13 protein-coding genes are annotated in these 18300 nt (G+C 65.0%); 3 read left to right on the top strand and 10 right to left on the bottom strand.

What is annotated here, in order from left to right:
• Positions 1-65 precede the first annotated feature (65 nt).
• On the bottom strand, positions 66-779 hold the full coding sequence (locus PI93_RS08250; RefSeq protein ID WP_039367114.1) for a YggS family pyridoxal phosphate-dependent enzyme: 714 nt from the start codon (positions 777-779) through the stop codon (positions 66-68).
• Positions 780-1007: 228 nt separating this feature from the next.
• Between PI93_RS08250 and PI93_RS08255 the strand changes: the two genes are divergently transcribed.
• On the top strand, positions 1008-1505 hold the full coding sequence (locus PI93_RS08255; RefSeq protein WP_039367117.1) for a glutathione peroxidase: 498 nt from the start codon (positions 1008-1010) through the stop codon (positions 1503-1505).
• 45 nt (positions 1506-1550) lie between these two features.
• On the opposite strand, the gene PI93_RS08260 is transcribed toward PI93_RS08255, so the two are convergent.
• Positions 1551-2030, bottom strand: coding sequence for a hypothetical protein (locus PI93_RS08260; RefSeq protein WP_144400548.1), 480 nt, complete (start codon positions 2028-2030; stop codon positions 1551-1553).
• A gap of 157 nt (positions 2031-2187) precedes the next feature.
• Between PI93_RS08260 and PI93_RS08265 the strand changes: the two genes are divergently transcribed.
• A complete protein-coding gene (locus tag PI93_RS08265) occupies positions 2188-3765 on the top strand; it encodes an aminotransferase-like domain-containing protein (RefSeq protein ID WP_236105629.1) in 1578 nt (525 codons plus the stop codon).
• Between the two features lie 147 nt (positions 3766-3912).
• Here the strand turns inward: PI93_RS08265 and glcE are convergent, their stop codons facing one another.
• From glcE to PI93_RS08285, 4 genes are read right to left on the bottom strand one after another with little or no spacing between them, the layout of a single operon-like run.
• Entirely contained in the window at positions 3913-4995 is a 1083-nt protein-coding gene (gene glcE / locus PI93_RS08270) for a glycolate oxidase subunit GlcE (RefSeq protein ID WP_039367123.1), read from the bottom strand.
• Positions 4995-5864, bottom strand: coding sequence for an ion transporter (locus tag PI93_RS08275; protein ID WP_039367126.1), 870 nt, complete (start codon positions 5862-5864; stop codon positions 4995-4997). Before PI93_RS08275 ends, glcE begins: the two co-directional genes overlap by 1 nt.
• Position 5865: 1 nt before the next feature.
• Complete coding sequence (locus PI93_RS08280; RefSeq protein ID WP_039367129.1) at positions 5866-7401, bottom strand: FAD-linked oxidase C-terminal domain-containing protein; 1536 nt, start codon at positions 7399-7401, stop codon at positions 5866-5868.
• A gap of 7 nt (positions 7402-7408) precedes the next feature.
• Positions 7409-8830 carry an FAD-binding oxidoreductase gene (locus PI93_RS08285; protein ID WP_039367780.1) on the bottom strand — a complete coding sequence of 474 codons (1422 nt, stop codon included), beginning with the start codon at positions 8828-8830 and terminating at the stop codon, positions 7409-7411.
• Between the two features lie 343 nt (positions 8831-9173).
• On the opposite strand from PI93_RS08285, the gene PI93_RS08290 reads away from it, so the two are divergent.
• Positions 9174-9737 (top strand): cob(I)yrinic acid a,c-diamide adenosyltransferase, encoded by a 564-nt coding sequence (locus PI93_RS08290; protein WP_039367132.1) that lies wholly within the window; start codon positions 9174-9176, stop codon positions 9735-9737.
• A 90-nt stretch (positions 9738-9827) separates the two neighbouring features.
• On the opposite strand, the gene aroG is transcribed toward PI93_RS08290, so the two are convergent.
• The 4 genes from aroG to PI93_RS08310 form a co-directional block, all read right to left on the bottom strand.
• Entirely contained in the window at positions 9828-10901 is a 1074-nt protein-coding gene (aroG, locus tag PI93_RS08295) for a 3-deoxy-7-phosphoheptulonate synthase AroG (RefSeq protein WP_039367135.1), read from the bottom strand.
• A gap of 466 nt (positions 10902-11367) precedes the next feature.
• Positions 11368-12828: a metalloprotease TldD gene (gene tldD / locus PI93_RS08300; protein ID WP_039367138.1), complete on the bottom strand. Its 1461-nt coding sequence runs from the start codon at positions 12826-12828 to the stop codon at positions 11368-11370.
• A gap of 53 nt (positions 12829-12881) precedes the next feature.
• Positions 12882-13664 carry a carbon-nitrogen hydrolase family protein gene (locus PI93_RS08305; RefSeq protein ID WP_236105628.1) on the bottom strand — a complete coding sequence of 261 codons (783 nt, stop codon included), beginning with the start codon at positions 13662-13664 and terminating at the stop codon, positions 12882-12884.
• A 169-nt stretch (positions 13665-13833) separates the two neighbouring features.
• Positions 13834-18273 carry a YhdP family protein gene (locus PI93_RS08310; protein ID WP_039367140.1) on the bottom strand — a complete coding sequence of 1480 codons (4440 nt, stop codon included), beginning with the start codon at positions 18271-18273 and terminating at the stop codon, positions 13834-13836.
• Positions 18274-18300 lie beyond the last annotated feature (27 nt).

An 18300-nucleotide genomic window follows, 5' to 3' on the forward strand; every position in this document is an offset into this window, starting at 1 on the left:
CGTATGTCATTACTTCTTGCTGCGGCGAGCCGTCATGAGACGCTCACCGCGGGGGCACGCGCCGATCACGCCCGGGGGCCGTAGTCGCGCGCGCCGAAAATCGCGGTGCCAATGCGCACCATTGTCGCACCCTCGGCAATCGCTGCCTCGAGATCGCCCGACATTCCCATCGACAGCGTGTCGAGCGCCAGTCCATCGGCGCGTAGCGCATCGAATAGCTCGCGCACTGCCTTGAACGGCGCCCGTTGGCGTGCCGGATCGTCTTCGGGTTCCGGAATCGCCATCAAGCCGCGCAATTGCACGTTCGGCAGCGCAGCGATGGCGCGCGCGACGGCCGGGACGTCGGCAGGCGCAACGCCGCTCTTGCTCGCCTCACCGCTGATGTTCACTTGCAGGCAGACCTGTAGCGGCGGGAGGTTCGCGGGCCGTTGGGCGCTCAGGCGTTCGGCGATTTTCAGCCGATCGACGGAATGCACCCAGTCGAAGTGCTCGGCCACCGGTCGCGTCTTGTTGCTTTGCAATGGGCCGATGAAGTGCCACTCCAGCGGCGCGCCATCGACGGTCTCACCCGCCAGGGCGGCGATCTTGTCGAGCGACTCCTGCACGTAGTTCTCGCCGAAGGCCCGCTGCCCGGCGGCGAGCGCATCGCGCACGGCGTCGGTACCAAACGTCTTCGAGACGGCGAGCAGGCGCACGCTACCCGCCGGGCGGCCGGCATCCGCAGTGGCACGGGCAATCCGGGAGAGAACGTCGTCGAGGTGTGCGGCAATGGTCGACATGAGGCTGGTTCGGGCGTCGGTCAAGCGGTGCCGTCGAGCGCGGGGGCGTCGCAACGGCGGTGGATCGGTCAACGATTATAGCCGTGCCCGCACGAGAGGTGCTACCCCGGAAAAACAAGGTGCTACCCGTGCCGGTTGTGCCGTACCGCCGTCCCGGTGTATGCCGATCGGTCAGGGCGCGCGGCTTGTGGCAGACTGCGCGGTGCCAACATCCAAAGGGAGCCCGAGATGAGCGCCAATTCGCAGCAGGTGTACGATTTTTCCGTCCAGACGCTATCGGGCGAGACCGTCAGCCTGTCGCAGTATCGCGGCAAGGTGCTGTTGATCGTCAACACGGCGAGCGAGTGCGGTTTCACGCCGCAATACGCCGGTCTGCAAGTGCTTTACGAACAGCTCGGTCCGCGTGGCTTCGAGGTGCTCGCGTTTCCGTGCAACCAGTTCGGCAAGCAGGAGCCGGGGGATGCGCAGGCCATTCGCAGCTTCTGCGATCTGCGCTTTCACGTGACGTTTCCGATGTTCGCCAAGGTCGACGTGAAAGGGCCTGACGCGGCACCGCTCTACGCCTATCTCACACAGGAGAAGCGTGGCGTGCTGGGCACGAAGGCGATCAAGTGGAATTTCACGAAGTTTCTCGTCGACGCGAAGGGCAACGTGGTGGCACGTTATGCGCCGACGGCGAAGCCTGAAGCTATCCGTGCCGATATCGAGGCGCTGTTGCCGGCCTGACCGGCGGCTGCCCGTCGACTGACGCCAGCGGACAGCCGTGTCGACTCACGCTCCGAATAGCGAGCGGATGATTTGCCGCAGACGCGAGGGGAGCGCCCGCCGTTGAGCAGGACCAGGCACGGCGGCGACGTGTTCACGCAGCGTTACGCTGGCGCCCGCGTCGGCGCTCAGCGTCAGCCAGCCGGATGTCTGGACGACGTGGACCTGCCCGGTGTTCAGCAAGACAGCGCCTCGCCAGATGCTCGCCGCCAGCCAGTGCGGCGCTGCGGTGAGTGCTACCTCCCCTCGTTCGAGATGGATCACCGTGCCACGGCCGACATACGCGTAAAACGATTGCCCACGTGCCAATGTGAGGTGTGACGGGAGCCGGGCGGGCGCCTCGCTGTCGGTGGCGGCCGGCAGGGCAGTGGATGTCCGGCTCAATGGCGCGTCGGCGCGCCCGACATCGCCGGTCTCTCGGGCGAGCCTCGAATCGGGGGGGAGGAGGGGCGGAATGGACGGAATCGACGAAAGGGGCTTTGCCATGACAGGCTCCGGGCGTTGAACAGATGAGTACAGCGTATCGATCACCGGCACCGCCCGGTAGGCACACAGATGCGCTGTTTCGCCCATAACAGAACGGCTCCTGGTAATCTGTTACGATGCCGATTCAACGAATCTGTATCTGTTATGGTCGCGTGCAATGCCCGATCATCTGCGCATGGACGCCTTCAGCCCCCCTCTCGCTCTGCCCGAGGCCACGACGCCACTCATAGCGGACGCCCCGGACGCCCCTGACACGTCTCCCGCCGTCATCTCGACATCTACGGCCTCGGAGGATCGCACGCCTCTGTATCGTCAACTTGCCGACCATTACCGCCAGGCCATCGAGGCTGGCACCCTTGCGCCGGGTGACCGGATGCCGAGTGTGCGCACGTTGATGGAGCGGCATCAGGTCAGCCTGTCGACGGCCTTGCAGACGTGTCGTCATCTGGAGGCGCAGGGGATTCTGGAGGCGCGTCCACGCTCGGGCTACTTCGTTCGTACCTCTGCCCGGGCGAGTCTCGTGCCGGTGGACGAGCCGCGTCCGTGGGTCCCCGATCTGACGCAGTACGTGGGCATCAATCAACGCGTGTCGTCGATTCTGGCGAGAGGCCTTCAGGCGAGCGTCAACGTCAATTTCGCGGTCGCACACGGTTCGCCGTCGCTCTACCCGGTCAACGAATTGCGTCAGGCCACTCTGCGTGCGTTGCGAGACAACCCGCTGCTCTACGGTACGCCACCGCCCGGTGGCGGGGATGCGCGCTTCCGTTCGGTGATTGCCCGCCGGGCACTCGAAGCGCGCATGAACATCAATCCCGACGAGATTGTCGTGACGCACGGCTGTATCGAGGCGATCAATCTTGCGTTGCGTGCGGTCGCGTCTGTGGGGGATGTGGTCGCGGTCGAATCGCCGACGTACTACGCGCTGCTGCAAACGCTGGAGAGCATGGGCATGCGCGCGCTGGAAATTCCCACGAGTCCGCAAACGGGAATTTCACTCGAAGCACTGCAACTGGCGAGCGAGACCTACGACAACATCAAGGCGATCATCGTCGTGCCGCATTTCCAGAATCCGCTGGGGTCGGTGATGCCTGACTCGCACAAGGCGCAACTGGTGAAGTGGGCGGCGTCGCGCGGCATCGCGATCATCGAAGACGACACTTACTCGGCGCTGGGCGACGACGGCAATATGCCGGCCGCCATCCGCTCGTGGGACACGTCGGGCAACGTGATTCACTGCGCGTCGCTGCACAAGACGATGGCGCCGGGCATGCGGCTCGGCTGGATCGCCGGTGGCAAGTGGCAGGGGCGAGTGGAGATGCTGAAGTACGCGCAGACACGTCCGAACGAAGTGCTGGCACAGATCGCGATGGCCGAGTTCATGGATTCTCCTCGCTACGATCGACATCTGCGCCGCCTACGGGCGCAGCTACGCGAGCATCGCGCGGCGATGGCCGAAGCGATCGCCACGCATTTTCCAGCGGGCACCCGTCTGACACTGCCGGCGGGCGGTTTGAGCCTGTGGGTGGAAATGCCGGGAGGTGTCAGCTCGGAGCGGCTGTTCGATGCTGCGCTCGCGAAGGGGATTCGTGTCGCACCGGGGAGTCTGTTTTCGAACTCGTCGCGCTACGACCATTTCCTGCGCATCAACGGTGGACAACCGTTCACGCGAGACGTCGAGCAGTCGGTGCGCATCCTGGCGACCGAAGTGTCGCGCTTGCTGGATACGACCGGTTGAGCGTTGGCGAGGCCAAGACCGGGTGCGTCCCGGCGTGCTGTCGCTAAACGTTGGAGCACGAGAAGTTCGCCGGGTGAGAAAGACTGGGTAGCCGCGCTAGCCGCGATGCCAGCCCTAAAGGCTAAAGCGCATCGCGGACCCTGATGCTCAGAACTCCGGATACATCCGTCCCGGATTGAAGATACCTGCGGGATCGAACACGGACTTGAGATTGCGGTGGATGCGCATGAGCGGCGCGGGCAGGGGAGTGAAGACCCCCACGCCGGGCTCGCCATAGCGGAAGAGTGTGGCGTGGCCCCCGTCTTGCCGCGCAGCCGAGCGCACGATTTGCGCGTCGGCGTCGGTAATCCACCAGCGTTGCGCGCCGCCCCACTCGATCAGTTGTTTGCCCGGCAGACGATGCGGTTCTGCGGTCGACGGCACCGCGAGACGCCACAGCGCTTGTCCCGGCCCGGCATCGGCGAAGAAGTTGTCCGTTTGCTCGCGGATCGCGTGCCAGAATTTGGCGGCGTGAATCGCATCGACCAACTCGCCGCCCATCTTCACACGTGCGGCCTTGATGGCCGCCGACGCGCCGGCCAGACGGATCACCAGCAAATCGTTGCGCCAGGCACTGCCGGTGATCGGCAGCGGCTGCCCACCCCATTCATTGAGCTTGCGCACGGCGTCGACGGCGTTCATTTCAAACTGCAGCGTGAGTTCGGCAAATGGTTGCGGCAGCACTTTGATCGACACTTCCAGCACCAGGCCCAGCGTGCCGAGCGAGCCGGCGAGCATGCGCGAGACATCGTAACCGGCGACGTTCTTCATCACCTGACCGCCGAAATTCAGCACATGGCCGCGTCCGTCCATCAACTTGGCACCGAGCACAAAGTCGCGCACGGCACCCACGGCACTACGGCGAGGTCCGGCGAGGCCGGCGGCCACGGCACCGCCAATCGTCGCCCCCGGCCCGAAGTAAGGTGGCTCGAACGGTAGCAACTGATTGCGCTCGGCGAGCGCCGTCTCGATATCGGCCAGCGGCGTGCCGCAGCGCGCCGTGATGACCAACTCTGCCGGATCGTAGGCGACGATGCCGCGGTAGGCGCGGGTGTCGAGCACGTCCCCCACACGCTGCTGGCCGTACCACGCCTTGGTGCCGCCGCCACGGAGCTGGAGCGGCGCCCGGCGTGCCGTGGCATGTTCGATGACGGCGCGGAAGGCCTCGAGAGTGTCGTTCGTGTCGGTCATCAGCTCGGCTCTGGCGGCGTTGGCGTGTCGGATTGGTAGGGAGCCAGCTCACTGCCGCAGTGCTTGCAGTAGGACGCATCGGCGTCGTGCCCTTCGGTCAGGCATTGCTGGCAGGTGCGCGTGGTGACGGCATTCTTGCGCATGGCCGAATGAATTTCGGCGCCCATGATGCCTGTGGGAATCGCAATCACGCTATAGCCCAGCAGCATCACGAAGCCGGTGATCGCCTTGCCCAGTCCGGTGACGGGCACCACATCGCCGTAGCCGGTGGTCGTGAGCGTGACGATGGCCCAATAGATTCCAACAGGAATGCTCGTGAAGCCATGCTCCGGCCCTTCGATGATGTGCATCAATGTGCCGAAGATCACCACGATGATCGAGATGAAGCCAAGGAACACGAGGACCTTGCGGCGCGCGTTGTAGAGCGCGATGCTCAGCACGCCGGCTTCATTCACATAGGCCGTGAGCTTGAGAATCCGGAACACCCGCATCAGGCGCAGCAGCCGCACGTCGATCAGCCCATGCAGCTCGGGCACGAGAATCGCGAGATACGTCGGCAGGATGGCGAGCAGATCGATAATGCCGTAGAAGGACAGCGCATAGCGCAGCGGCCGATGTGCGCTCAGCAGTCGCGCGATGTACTCGGCGGTAAAAAGCAGTGTGAAGAACCACTCGAGAATCGCCATCGGCAGCAACGCCGTGTCTCGAACGGCCGGTATGCTCGAGACGATGACCGTGAGCACCGACAGCACGATGGCGATTAGCAGGGCGATGTCGAACAATCGCCCTTCGCGCGTATCGGCCTCGAAGATGATGATGTACAACCGCTGCCGCCAATCGTGCGGCAGCCAATCTGACAGCGGGCGCATGTCAGAACCTCGGTAGGTCAGGATGCGGTAACAAGCCGCCGCGCACGTGGAGTTTGCCGTACTCGGCGCAACGCGCTCGCGTAGGGATGCCCTTGTCCGGATTCAGCAACCCGACCGGATCGAACGCGCGCTTCACGCCGAAGAACGCGTCGCGCTCCTCGGCCGAGAACTGCACGCACATCGAGTTGATCTTTTCGATGCCCACACCGTGTTCACCCGTGATCGTGCCGCCGAGTTCAACGCACGCTTCGAGAATGTCGCAACCGAAGGCTTCGGCACGGTGCCATTCGTCGAGGTCGTTGCCGTTGAAGAGAATGAGCGGATGCATATTGCCGTCTCCCGCATGAAAGACGTTAATACAGCGCAGTCCGTATTGTTGTTCCAGACCCTCGATACGTTTGAGTAACGTCCCAATCGCCCGGCGGGGAATCGTACCATCCATGCAGTAATAATCCGGCGAAATGCGTCCGGCGGCAGGGAAGGCATTCTTGCGTCCCGACCAGAAGCGCAGACGCTCCTCTTCGCTGCGGGAGATTTGCAACCGTGTCGCCCCTGACGTGCGCAGCACATGGGAAATCCGCATGACCTCCTCGGCGACTTCCTCCGGCGTACCGTCCGATTCGCACAGCAGGATCGCGGCGGCGTCGAGGTCGTAACCGGCGTGGACGAATTCCTCGACCGCTTGCGTGGCCGGCTTATCCATCATTTCCAGTCCGGCCGGAATGATGCCGGCGGCGATGATCGCGGCCACCGCGTTGCCGCCGGTCTCCACGTCGTCGAAGCTCGCCATGATGACCTGTGCTGTCTGCGCCTTGGGCACCAGCTTCACCGTGATTTCCGTCACCACGCCGAACATCCCCTCACTGCCGATGAAGACCGACAGCAGGTCCAGTCCCGGCGCATCGGGGCCGAGCGAGCCGAATTCGATGGCTTCGCCGGACATCGTGATGGCGCGCACGCGCAGCACGTTATGCACCGTCAGCCCGTACTTCAGGCAGTGCACCCCGCCGGAGTTCTCGGCCACGTTGCCGCCGATGGTGCAGGCGATTTGCGACGACGGGTCAGGCGCGTAGTACAGACCGTAAGGCGCTGCCGCTTCCGAGATCGCCAGATTGCGAACGCCCGGCTGAACGGTCGCGGTGCGCGCATAAGGATCGACCTCGACAATCTTCTTGAACTTGGCCAGCGAGAGCACCAGTCCGTCGGAGATGGGCATCGCACCGCCCGAGAGGCTGGTGCCCGCGCCGCGCGGCACGACGGGAATGCCCAACTGATGGCATGCCTGCAAAATGCGCTGGACCTGCGACTCGGACTCGGGCAGCACCACGGCGAGCGGCACGCGGCGATACGCGGCGAGACCGTCGCACTCGTAAGGTGTGGTGTCTTCGCGGCGATGCAGAATGCAATGCGGCGGCAGGATCTGGGTGAGTGCGTCGAGCAACTGACGCTGACGCGCCAGGAGGGCGTCGGCGTCACCGGACGCAGCACCCGCCTGAAGCGGGCCGGATTGACCTTGCGGGGTGGCGGGCGCGTTCATGCGGCGCTCAGCCCGCCGAGCGCAACCGGAAAATCTTGCCCGGATTGAGCAGGTTGTGTGGATCGAGTGAGGTCTTGATCGCACGCATGACATCGATTGCGTCTTCCCCGTGTTCGGTCACAAGGAACCCCATCTTGTGCAGGCCCACGCCGTGCTCGCCGGTGCACGTGCCGCCCATGCGGATCGCGCGCTCGACAATGCGCTGGTTGAGCACTTCGGCTTCCTCGATTTCTTCGGGCTTGGCCGGATCGATCAGGATTGCCACATGGAAGTTGCCGTCGCCCACGTGCCCCACGATCGGGCACGGCAGGCTCGATGCCCGCAGGTCTTCCTCGGTTTCGCTGACACACTCCGCCAGGCGGGAGATCGGCACACACACGTCGGTGGTAACCGCGCGGCAGCCCGGCTTGAGCTGGAGCATCGCGAAGTAGGCGCTATGACGCGCGCCCCACAAACGGTTGCGATCTTCGGTGCGCGTGGCCCATTCGAAGCCAGTGCCACCGTTTTCCTTGGCCAGTTCCTCGACGGTCTCCGCTTGTTCTTTCACGCCCGCATCGCTGCCGTGGAATTCGAAGAACAGCGTTTGCGTCTCGGGCAGTTCCATCTTCGAGTGCTTGTTGATGGCGCGCACGGCCAGCGCATCGACGAATTCGACACGCGCCACCGGCACGCCCAACTGAATCGTCTGGATGACGCAGTTCACAGCGTCCGTCATGCTGGGGAACGAGCAGATCGCGGCCGACACGGCTTCCGGCTGCGGATACAGACGCACGGTCGCCTCGGTGATGATGCCCAGCGTGCCTTCGCTGCCGACGAACAGGCGCGTCAGGTCGTAGCCGGCCGAGGACTTGCGGGCGCGCGTGCCCGTGTGAATCACGCGGCCGTCGGCCAGCACGACGGTCAGCGCCAGCACGTTTTCGCGCATGGTGCCGTAACGCACGGCGTTCGTGCCCGAGGCGCGCGTAGCGCACATGCCGCCAATGCTGGCGTCGGCGCCCGGATCGATCGGGAAGAACAGGCCGGTGTCGCGCAGGGCTTCGTTGAGGGCCTTGCGGGAGATCCCCGGTTGCGTGGTGACGGTCAGATCTTCCGCATTGATCGCGACGACCTGATTCATCTCGGAGAGATCGAGCGACAGACCGCCCTCGACGGCGAGCAGGTGGCCTTCGAGCGACGAGCCTGCGCCATACGGAATGATGGGGACGTCGTATTTGGCGCACAGCTTGACGATCTGCGAGACCTCTTCGGTGCTGTGCGCGAAGGCAACGGCGTCGGGCAGCATGGGATCGAACGGAGACTCGTCTCGGCCGTGATGCTCGCGCAGCGCCTCCTTGGTGCTCACCCGCTCGCCCAACAGGGCTTGCAACTCGGTGAGCAGGGCGTCCGGGAACGGGCGCTTGGCGGCGAACGGCAGATGGGGGTGATTCACGGCTTTCTCCTTCGGGTCTCCGGGCGGCCAGCGCCGGTGGGCGATGGCAGGCTCCATATCGGGGCGGGGTCTCGGGTATGGACTGGCAACTCCGGAACGCGCAATGGTCCGGCGCGCCCATCTCCTGACACCTCATGAGCGGGGATTTTACGCCGGGACGGCGTTTTTCCCCACCCTTTGCGTCATATCATACGGACTTGTCCTCCAGACGCGCCATCGGAATTGCCTGAAAAACAGGCAGTGGGTGTGGAGGCAGTCAACTTCAATCAAAGAAGGCAGGTCGTCCGGCGGCCGAATGGGGCGCCGGCGGGCAAGATATGCCGCAAGGGGTAGGTGTCAGAAGATGGGGAATCGTTTGAGCAAGATCGTCACCCGCACGGGCGATGGCGGTAAGACTGGCCTCGGGGACGGGGCGCGCGTCGACAAGTTCAGCCTGCGCATCGTCGCCATCGGCGAGATCGACGAAACCAATTCGCACATCGGCGTATTGCTGTGCGAAGACCTGCCGCCGGAGGTGCGCGCCTTGCTGCTCGACATCCAGCACGATCTGTTCGATCTGGGTGGGGAACTGAGCATGCCGCGTCACACGCTGCTTGGTGACGCCCAGGTCGCCAAGCTCGACGACTGGCTGGCGCGTTACAACGCGGATCTGCCGCCCCTGAAGGAATTTATCCTGCCGGGCGGCACGCGTGCGGCGGCGCTGGCGCATGTGGTGCGAACCGTATCGCGCCGGGCGGAGCGCGCCATGGTGGCGCTCGGCGCGGAAGAGACGGTGGCACCTGCGCCCCGTCAGTACGTCAACCGCCTGTCCGATCTGATGTTCGTTCTCGCCCGTGTGCTGAACCGTGCGGGTGGCGGCACCGATGTGCTGTGGCAGCGCGACCGGGCCGAGGGCGGAGCGAATTGACATCGCTTCCGGCATGCCGAACCTAGGCCTCGGTACGGTACGTCGTTAAAGGCAGGGCGGACCGAGGACTCCCCCGGCCGCCCCCTGACATCAGTTGCCTGCGCCGCGCGCCAGCCGGCGTGCACGCACGGCGTCGGCCAGCGTGTCGAGCACCTTCAGGCTGTCTTCCCAATCGATGCAGGCATCGGTGATGCTCTGACCGTAGGTCAGCGGCTTGCCCGGCACATGGTCCTGACGGCCAGCCACGAGGTGCGACTCGACCATCACGCCGATGATGCGGTCGTCGCCGCCGGCGATCTGGCGGGCGATGTCTTCGCACACCGGGATCTGATTCTCGTGCTTCTTCTGGCTGTTGGCGTGCGAGGCGTCGATCATCACGCGCGCGGCCAGACCCGACTTGGCGATGTCGTCACAGGCGGTCTGCACGCTGGCGGCGTCATAGTTCGGGGTTTTGCCGCCGCGCAGAATCAGATGGCAGTCCTCGTTGCCCGACGTCGACACGATGGCCGAGTGGCCTCCCTTGGTCACCGACAGGAAATGGTGCGGCTGCGACGCGGCCTTGATGGCGTCGACGGCGATCTTCACGTTGCCGTCCGTGCCGTTCTTGAAGCCGACCGGGCACGACAGTCCCGACGCCAGTTCGCGGTGCACCTGCGATTCGGTGGTGCGTGCGCCGATGGCGCCCCACGACACGAGATCGGCGATGTACTGCGGGCTGATCATGTCGAGGTATTCCGTACCGGCGGGCAGTCCCAGCGCATTGATCTGAGCAAGCAGCTCGCGCGCGAGGCGCAGGCCGTCATTGATCTTGAAGCTGTTGTCCATGTGCGGGTCGTTGATCAGCCCCTTCCAGCCCACGGTCGTGCGCGGCTTCTCGAAGTACACGCGCATCACGATCTCGAGTTCGCCCTTCAGGCGTTCGCGCTGTTCGACCAGTCGCGCGGCGTATTCCAGCGCCGCCTTCGTGTCGTGAATGGAGCACGGGCCGATGATGACGACGAGGCGATCTTCCATGCCATGCAGCACGCGGTGAATGGCGCCACGCGAGCGATGGATGAGGTCCGCGCTCTGCTCCGAGCAGGGGTATTCGCGAATCAGATGCGCCGGCGGCGTCAGTTCCTTGAGCTCACGAATACGGACGTCATCGGTGTTGTGGGGAGGCATGGTTTTTCTCCTGGGCAGTTCGGACTGCGGTTCGATTCTCGGGATGCGGGTCAAAAAAAAACCGCCAGACTCGCTGGCGGTTTTTCAGGATTCGTTTCGGTGCTTACTGCTGCAACTCCCCCTCTCCTTCCGCCAGCGGTGTGAGATTCGCAAAAAAGTAAAAATAAAACTTATTGGCGGTCATGAGGGATGTCGTTGACATTGCGTTGCAGGCGTTTGCCGTGCACAGAAACAACTTTATACGCCTAATCGAATGACGCTGCAACCGTGTAAGACCGCCGAATGGCAGGAAAACGCGCGGAAATATCGCATTTTAATCACGAGATTTGCGCTGAAAATACGTGATTTTCAAAAATCATGCGAAAACGCCCGGTTTGGCCCGGGCGTTTTGCTATGCTTTACGCATTTTTTGCGGTGCGCCATCCGATGCGTGATGCCGGATGTGCTGCCTGCCGACGTGCCAACCTTACGCCGTGCCGCCGACCGTCATGTTTTCCATGCGCAGCGTCGGTTGGCCGACACCCACCGGCACGCTCTGGCCTTCCTTGCCACACACGCCCACACCTGAATCCAGTGCCATGTCGTTGCCGATCATCGTGACGTCCTTGAGCGATTCCGGACCGTTGCCGATCAATGTCGCGCCCTTGACCGGGTACGTGATCTTGCCGTCTTCGATCATGTACGCCTCGGACATCGAGAACACGAACTTGCCGTTGGTGATGTCGACCTGACCGCCGCCGAAATTCACGGCGTAGAGACCGCGCTTGACCGACGCAATGATCTCTTCAGGGTCCTTGTCGCCACCGAGCATGTACGTGTTGGTCATGCGAGGCATTGGAAGCGCGGCGTAGGATTCGCGGCGGCCGTTACCTGTGACCGGCATCTTCATCAGGCGTGCATTCAGGCTGTCTTGCATGTAGCCCTTCAGAATCCCGTCTTCGATCAGCGTGGTGCACTGCGTGGCATTGCCTTCGTCGTCGATGTTCAGCGAGCCGCGGCGGTTCGACAGCGTGCCGTCGTCGACCACGGTGACGCCCTTGGCTGCCACTCGCTCGCCGAGGCGGCCGGAGAAGGCCGAGGAACCCTTGCGGTTGAAGTCGCCTTCCAGCCCGTGGCCGACGGCCTCGTGCAACAGCACGCCAGGCCAGCCCGGGCCGAGCACGACGGTCATGGCACCGGCGGGTGCCGGGCGGGCATCGAGCTTGACGATGGCGCCATCGACCGCTTCCTTGACATACTTTTCGAGGAGGTCGTCGGTGAAGTAAGCGTAATCGAGGCGTGCGCCACCGCCGCTGTTGCCGATTTCGCGGCGACCGTTGGACTCGACGATCACGGTGACCGAGACGCGCACGAGCGGGCGCACGTCGGCAGCAATCACGCCGTCGCTGCGCGCCACCAGCACGACATCGTATTCGCCGGCCAGTCCGGCCATGACTTGCTGCACGCGCGGATCGCGTGCGCGGGCCAGCTTTTCGATACGTTCAAGCAACGCCACTTTGCCGTTGGCGTCGAGCGAGGCCAGCGGATCGGACGGCAGATAGAGCCCGTGACCGGTGGCGTTGGCCAGTTTGTTGCCGACTTTCACGCGTCCGCGTCCGGCCGTGGCAATGCTGCGCGTGGCGGCGGCCGCGTCCTTCAGGGCGATCTCGGAGATGTCGTCGGAGTAGGCGAATGCGGTGCGGTCGCCCACGATGGCGCGCACACCCACGCCCTGATCGATCGAGAACGAACCCGATTTGACGATGCCTTCCTCGAGGCTCCACGCTTCGCTGCGCGTGTACTGGAAGTACAGATCGGCGTAATCCACGCGGTGCGTGAAGATATCGCCGAGGGCGCGTTGGAGATGGCTTTCGTCGAGGCCGTAGGGCGTGAGCAGCAGCTCGCGGGCCGTGGCCAGGTTCTGGATGCCGGTGTCGATGATTTTCATGCGGTGTCAGGCCAAGGAAATGTATTCGGTAGATGAGGGCGGACTCGGGGAAATCAACCTTGCAGCACGCGGTGTCGCCACGCTGGCAGGCTCTGCCGCACGCCGGCCAGCCGGGCCGGGTCAATATCGCCGACGACCACGCCGGCGCCTTCCGCTTCTCGCTGGGCGACGATATCGCCCCACGGGTCGATCAGCATGGAATGCCCCCAGGTGCGCCGCCCGTTCTCGTGGTGTCCGCCCTGCGCGGACGCCAGCACGTAACACTGGTTCTCGATAGCTCGCGCGCGCAGCAGCAACTCCCAGTGCGCGCGGCCCGTGGTGTAGGTGAAGGCGGCGGGTACGACCATGAGCGTACAGTCGCCCATGGCACGGTACAACTCGGGAAAACGCAGGTCGTAGCAGACCGACAGTCCCACGCGGCCAAACGGCGCTTCAAACGTGCGTACGGCATCGCCCGGGCGGATGGTGCGTGCTTCGTCGTAGGCTTCTTCTCCTTTGACGAAATTGAACAAGTGAATCTTGTCATAGCGGGCCGCCGGGGCGCCGTCGGGTGAGAAAACCAGCGTGGTGTTGAGCACGCGCTCCGGTTCGGGCGCTGCCAGTGGCAGCGTGCCGCCGATGAGCCACACACCGTGACGACGGGCCGTCTCGGCGAGAAAGTCCTGAATCGGTCCGTGACCCGGCGTCTCGCGCAGGGCGAGCTTGTCGGTGTCGCGCTGGCCCATGTAGCAGAAGTACTCGGGCAGCAGCACCAGTTGTGCGCCGGCGTCTGCCGCCTCGGCGACCAGACGGCCGGCCTCACGGAGATTGCGCTCGACGTCGGGGGCGCTCACCATCTGCGCCGCTGCGACGCGCACCGGGGCCCCCGTGCTTGCTGCGGACGTGGCAGATGCCGATATGGCGGCTGACTTTGTGTCGGGACTCGTCATGTATTAGCTGGATTCGGAGCGGATTACCGTGTCGTGCCGGGTGTCATGCGAAGTGTTGCGGACGCTTCGGAGGCGCTCAGTTGCCGCGCATTCCGACCGGCGGGACGCTGTTTTGCGCCTCAGGCCGGTCGACCGGGGATGCGTTGATCTTACTCTTATTGCCGCTGCCCTGTCCGATGACCGGATTGTCCCAGGAGCCGGTCACGTGATAGGTCGTCGAGAGCGTGCGGGAGAGCTGATCGCCCAGCGCCAGTTGTGCGAAGAACGTGCCGATGCCCAGCGCCGGGTTGATGATGGCCCACGCGAGCGACGCCGACGCCGCGTTGATCTTCGGCAGTACCAATACGTTCAGGTCCTGCGTCTCGTGGGCGAGATCGGTGTGGCCGTCGATCTTGATCGTCGCCGCACTGGAGTTGATCGTCAGATCGTCGGTGTTCGCGACACCGGCCTGCATGGTGGCGTTGCCCTCGATGCTATCGAACGGCAGCCCGCTGCCGATCACGCTGTTGAAGTCGAACGTGAGGATCTTGGCGAGGGTCTGCACCGACAGAATGCCCAGCAGCTTGGCCAGTCCCGGGTCGGCCTTCAGGATTTGCCCGCGCTTGAGATCGATGGCGACCTTGCCGCCGAGCGTCGGGTAATCGATGGCGTCGGGGCCGCCGCGCCAGCCGAAGCGGCCCGAGACCGTGCCCGCGCCATCCTTGAGGGTCTTGGGCAGTCCCAGACGATCGAGCAGGCCGCCGGCGTCCTTCACTTCTAGGTTGAAGTCGAGCACGGTGCGTCGCGGCACGTCGTCGTTGCTGCCCGTTGCGGCGGCGGCCGCTGCCCGGCGGCGCGACGTGCGCCAGTTGCCCTTCACGTCGAGCGTGGCGGCGCTGTTGCTCAACTCCAGTTTGGTCAATTGCCACACGGGCACGCCGTCTTCGAGATCGTTGTGCGCATTCAACTGCAGGCGACCCAGCGGCTTGTCGCGCAGCACGAAATCGTTCGCGACGACATCGATGGCAGGGAATTCGTCGCTAGGTTCGTCGAGGACTTGTGTGAGCACATCGCTGCCGTGCTCTTCGCGCGGAATGACCAGTTTCGCCAGGCGTGCCCGGACGGTGCCAGACGGGTTCTTCGCATCGGGAGCATGCCATTGCGCGAAGCCGGAAACGAGATCGGACGCGAGGCTCACCTGCCAGTCGCGGTCGTTGCGTTGCGCTCCCACGACCAGTTCCGGCCACAGACGCGACATCAGACGCACTTGCTTCGCGTGCAGCGCCAGACGCGTCGGCAGGTAGGGGGTCAGCGCGCCGAACTCGTCGCGCGCAGCGGCTGCCGTGGCCGCAGGGGCGGGCGGCGAGCCTTGTGTGCCGGGCGTGACGGCGTCGCTGCCGAGCGACGCGATCACGCTACGCCAGGCGTCCACGTCCAGCATGTCGAACTGGGCGGCGACCTGCACGCCTTCGCGCGGTGCGGGCACGGGCTGGTTGATGCCGATGCCGCCACGCAGCACGTCGACGTGTCCGCTATTGCCCGCCGCGTGCTGTTGCACGTAGTTGCCCTGCACGCTGCCGATGGCGAAATCGAGCGTATCGATGCGACGCCCGCCCGGATTTGCCTGAGGGCGCAAGGTGAAGCGCGCGGGCAGCGCCGTCTCGGCGCTCTTGCCGAGCGGGGCAGGCAGGTTCACGGCCAGACCGGCGAGGGTGGATTGTACGGCCACGTCGGTCATGCCCTGACGCACCGTGACCGCCGCCGTGTAGGGCGTGCTGCCCGTCATGCGTTTGGCAAGCTGTGCGAGGGTGGCGTTTTCACGGTTCTCGCGCAGCCCCTGCGCGCTCATCGTTCCATTGATATTCAGGGCGATGGTGCCATCGTCGCGGCTGCCACCCGAGGCACGCACGTCGCCGCCAAGGAACGTGCCGCGCAGATTGTCCAGCGAGATGCCACGCTCGGTGAAGGCCAGTTCACCTTCCACCGCGCCGAAGGTCGGCAGCCCGCTCAGCAGCGTGACGTCGTTGCGCAGGAAGCGCGCGCGTCCCGTGACCTTCGAGCGGTCGGTGTGCTCCAGCGGCATCGAGAGCTGCATCGCCAACTGGGTGGTGCCGTTCGCGCGCGTGTCCTCGGTGAAGTCGCCGATCCAGTGCCCCACCGGGCTGCCGTTCAGGTACTTCACGAAGTCGGTGGCCGGGCCGCGCGCGTCGCCCTTGAGCGTCAGCACGGAACTGTCCTGGCCAATCTCGTTGATGTCGCCCACCACTTGCGTGAGCGTCACACCGAAGACCGAGCCGCTGTCGATGGCGATATGCAGCTTGTCGGCATCGAAGCGCAGATTGCCGCGCACTTTCTCGAAGGCGGGCCACACTTCCGTGTGTCCGGGGCGCAGCGGCGAGGGGTTGAAGGTGACGTCCACCAGCGGGATGTCGAGACGGAACTTGCCGCCCCCCTTGCCGTAAGGAAAGTCTTCGAGATCGCCCTGGACGGTGAACGGGGCGTTCTGCACCGTGCCTGCAAGCAGGGCGCGTTGCAGATAGTCGCGCACGCTTGCGCCAATGTCCGTCGGCAGATAACGCGGCACCGCATTGGCATTTGCCCGCACGATGCTGCCCTTCAGGTCGACGATGCCGTTGCCCTTGCCGCCGTTATGCCAGGTGCCGCTCACGTCGCCGGTCAACTCGGGGTTTTGCAGATGCAGGGCGTCGACACGGACCTGCACGTTGGCCGGCGCGTCGGGCTTGGTCGCGGCGTGCGAGACTCGCCACGACGTGCGCGCGCTCATGACGTCGAGGTCGATGCGCGGCTGGTCGAAGCGGCCGGGGAAGTCGAGCGTGGTGTTCTTCGCGTCCAGTGTCAGGCTGCCGCGCGACTGATCGGCATCGATGTGACCGCTCAGATTGGCGAAGCCGGGGCGCCCCGCGTTGGGTGAGCCGGGCGTCGTCGGGGGATGCTGGCTTGGCGCACTGTCGACCCCCAGCGCTTCGAAATCGGCCACGACGCGATACCGGTCGCGCTCGGGCGGCAGTTGCTTGATACCCGGCAAATCGCGCCAGTTGCCCGGACCGTGGGGCTTTGGCGCCTGATAGTTGACATCGAAATTGGCCAGACGGCCGCGCGGCCGGAAGCTCGCGAGCGTATCGCGCGTCTGCGAATCGATCGGCAACGACGGCACGAGCGCCATGGCGGCGCCGATGTCGAAGCGTGGGCCTGCGAGGGCCACATGCAGGCCGGTCGTCTCGTTGCCGGGGGCGTAGGTGCCGCGCAGATCGGGAACATCGAGGGTCGGACGGCCGGCCGCCTGCAACGTCAGGTCGCGGGCGCGCAGATTCCAGCCGGCGTCGGGCTGTGCCCCTGCGCGGGTAAGGTCGATCCGGCCCTGCGTCGCGTCGAAGGTGAGCGGCGGCAGGTCGTCGGCCAATTGCACCGAGGTGTTCTCGCCGGCAGCGCGCAGCGTGGCGCCTGTGAGCGCACCGCTGTCGAAGTCGACCCAGGCACGGGCAGCCACGCGGCCACGCGAATCCTTGCCGGGCAAATCGACGTATCGTGCCAGCTCGGCGACATCGAGCGTGCCGACATCGGCGTAGATCTGACCGCGCCAGCGTTTGACTTCACCGGGACGGGCGAACAGCGGATTGGTGAAGCGCGCGCGAATATCGAGTGGCGCGACGATGCCCTGCGGCGGATTTGCCTGCATGCCGAAACGATGCTCGAAGCCGCGATTGCGGAGCATCGCATTGACCTTCGAGACGACGACTTCGGGCACATCCCGCGAGGCGTCACGCCAGCGCACGGTGCCATTGCGAACGACGACGCGGGCCTGACGCATCAGCCAATCGATCCCGGTCGCGTCCGTCGTGTTGCCATTGCCGGTCACGGGCATGCCTGCGGCGAGGATCGTCCCGTCGGCGAGTCGCTCGACGGTGAGGTCCGGTTCGTAGAGCGTGAGGCTCGACAGACGCAGATCGAAATGGATCAGGCTGGTCCACGAGAGCACGGCGTCGAGACGGTGGAGCGTCAGGCCGGGTTCGACCGGCGGCGGCGCGCCGGGCGGCCCATAACGCACCACGGGCGGATTGTCGGACGCGGCAGGCGTTGATGCCGCCGGGGCGCTCGAAGCGACTGAAGCGCCCGATACCCCGGACGCCCCCGACGGGACAGTCTGACGCGTGGGCTTCACCGCGGCGACCACCCGGGCAACCGTCGAGGCTTTGGGAGTCGCGCTGGGCGTGGCGCGCATGATGCGCACGTCTTCGAGCGTGAGGTAAGGGTGCCAGCCGCGCCAGACAGCATCGACGCGGCCGATGGTGACGGGCAGTCCGATCGCGCGTGTGGCGGCCGCTTCGATCTGAGGGCGGTAATCCGAGACACGCGGGAGGATGATGTACCGGGTCGCGAGGACGACGGCGCCCAGTCCGAAATAACCGATGACGATAAGCGCCAGCAGCCATTCCAGGCCCAGGCGCAAGCCACGCGGCAGTGACGAGAACCAGGACCGGGTCGCAGTCGGCGAGGCGGGCGGCTTACGGTCGGTCATGCTGCGCGTCTACGAGGGAATGTGGTA

The sequence above is a fragment of the Pandoraea fibrosis genome (genome assembly GCF_000807775.2).
Classification (GTDB): Bacteria; Pseudomonadota; Gammaproteobacteria; order Burkholderiales; family Burkholderiaceae; genus Pandoraea; species Pandoraea fibrosis.

What these genes read in the sequence shown, in the direction of transcription:
- PI93_RS08250 (WP_039367114.1), bottom strand. Translation starts at nt 779, where the DNA reads ATGTCGACCATTGCCGCACACCTCGACGACGTTCTCTCCCGGATTGCC.
- PI93_RS08255 (WP_039367117.1), top strand. Translation starts at nt 1,008, where the DNA reads ATGAGCGCCAATTCGCAGCAGGTGTACGATTTTTCCGTCCAGACGCTA.
- PI93_RS08260 (WP_144400548.1), bottom strand. Translation starts at nt 2,030, where the DNA reads ATGGCAAAGCCCCTTTCGTCGATTCCGTCCATTCCGCCCCTCCTCCCC.
- PI93_RS08265 (WP_236105629.1), top strand. Translation starts at nt 2,188, where the DNA reads ATGCCCGATCATCTGCGCATGGACGCCTTCAGCCCCCCTCTCGCTCTG.
- glcE (WP_039367123.1), bottom strand. Translation starts at nt 4,995, where the DNA reads ATGACCGACACGAACGACACTCTCGAGGCCTTCCGCGCCGTCATCGAA.
- PI93_RS08275 (WP_039367126.1), bottom strand. Translation starts at nt 5,864, where the DNA reads ATGCGCCCGCTGTCAGATTGGCTGCCGCACGATTGGCGGCAGCGGTTG.
- PI93_RS08280 (WP_039367129.1), bottom strand. Translation starts at nt 7,401, where the DNA reads ATGAACGCGCCCGCCACCCCGCAAGGTCAATCCGGCCCGCTTCAGGCG.
- PI93_RS08290 (WP_039367132.1), top strand. Translation starts at nt 9,174, where the DNA reads ATGGGGAATCGTTTGAGCAAGATCGTCACCCGCACGGGCGATGGCGGT.
- aroG (WP_039367135.1), bottom strand. Translation starts at nt 10,901, where the DNA reads ATGCCTCCCCACAACACCGATGACGTCCGTATTCGTGAGCTCAAGGAA.
- tldD (WP_039367138.1), bottom strand. Translation starts at nt 12,828, where the DNA reads ATGAAAATCATCGACACCGGCATCCAGAACCTGGCCACGGCCCGCGAG.
- PI93_RS08305 (WP_236105628.1), bottom strand. Translation starts at nt 13,664, where the DNA reads ATGGTGAGCGCCCCCGACGTCGAGCGCAATCTCCGTGAGGCCGGCCGT.
- PI93_RS08310 (WP_039367140.1), bottom strand. Translation starts at nt 18,273, where the DNA reads ATGACCGACCGTAAGCCGCCCGCCTCGCCGACTGCGACCCGGTCCTGG.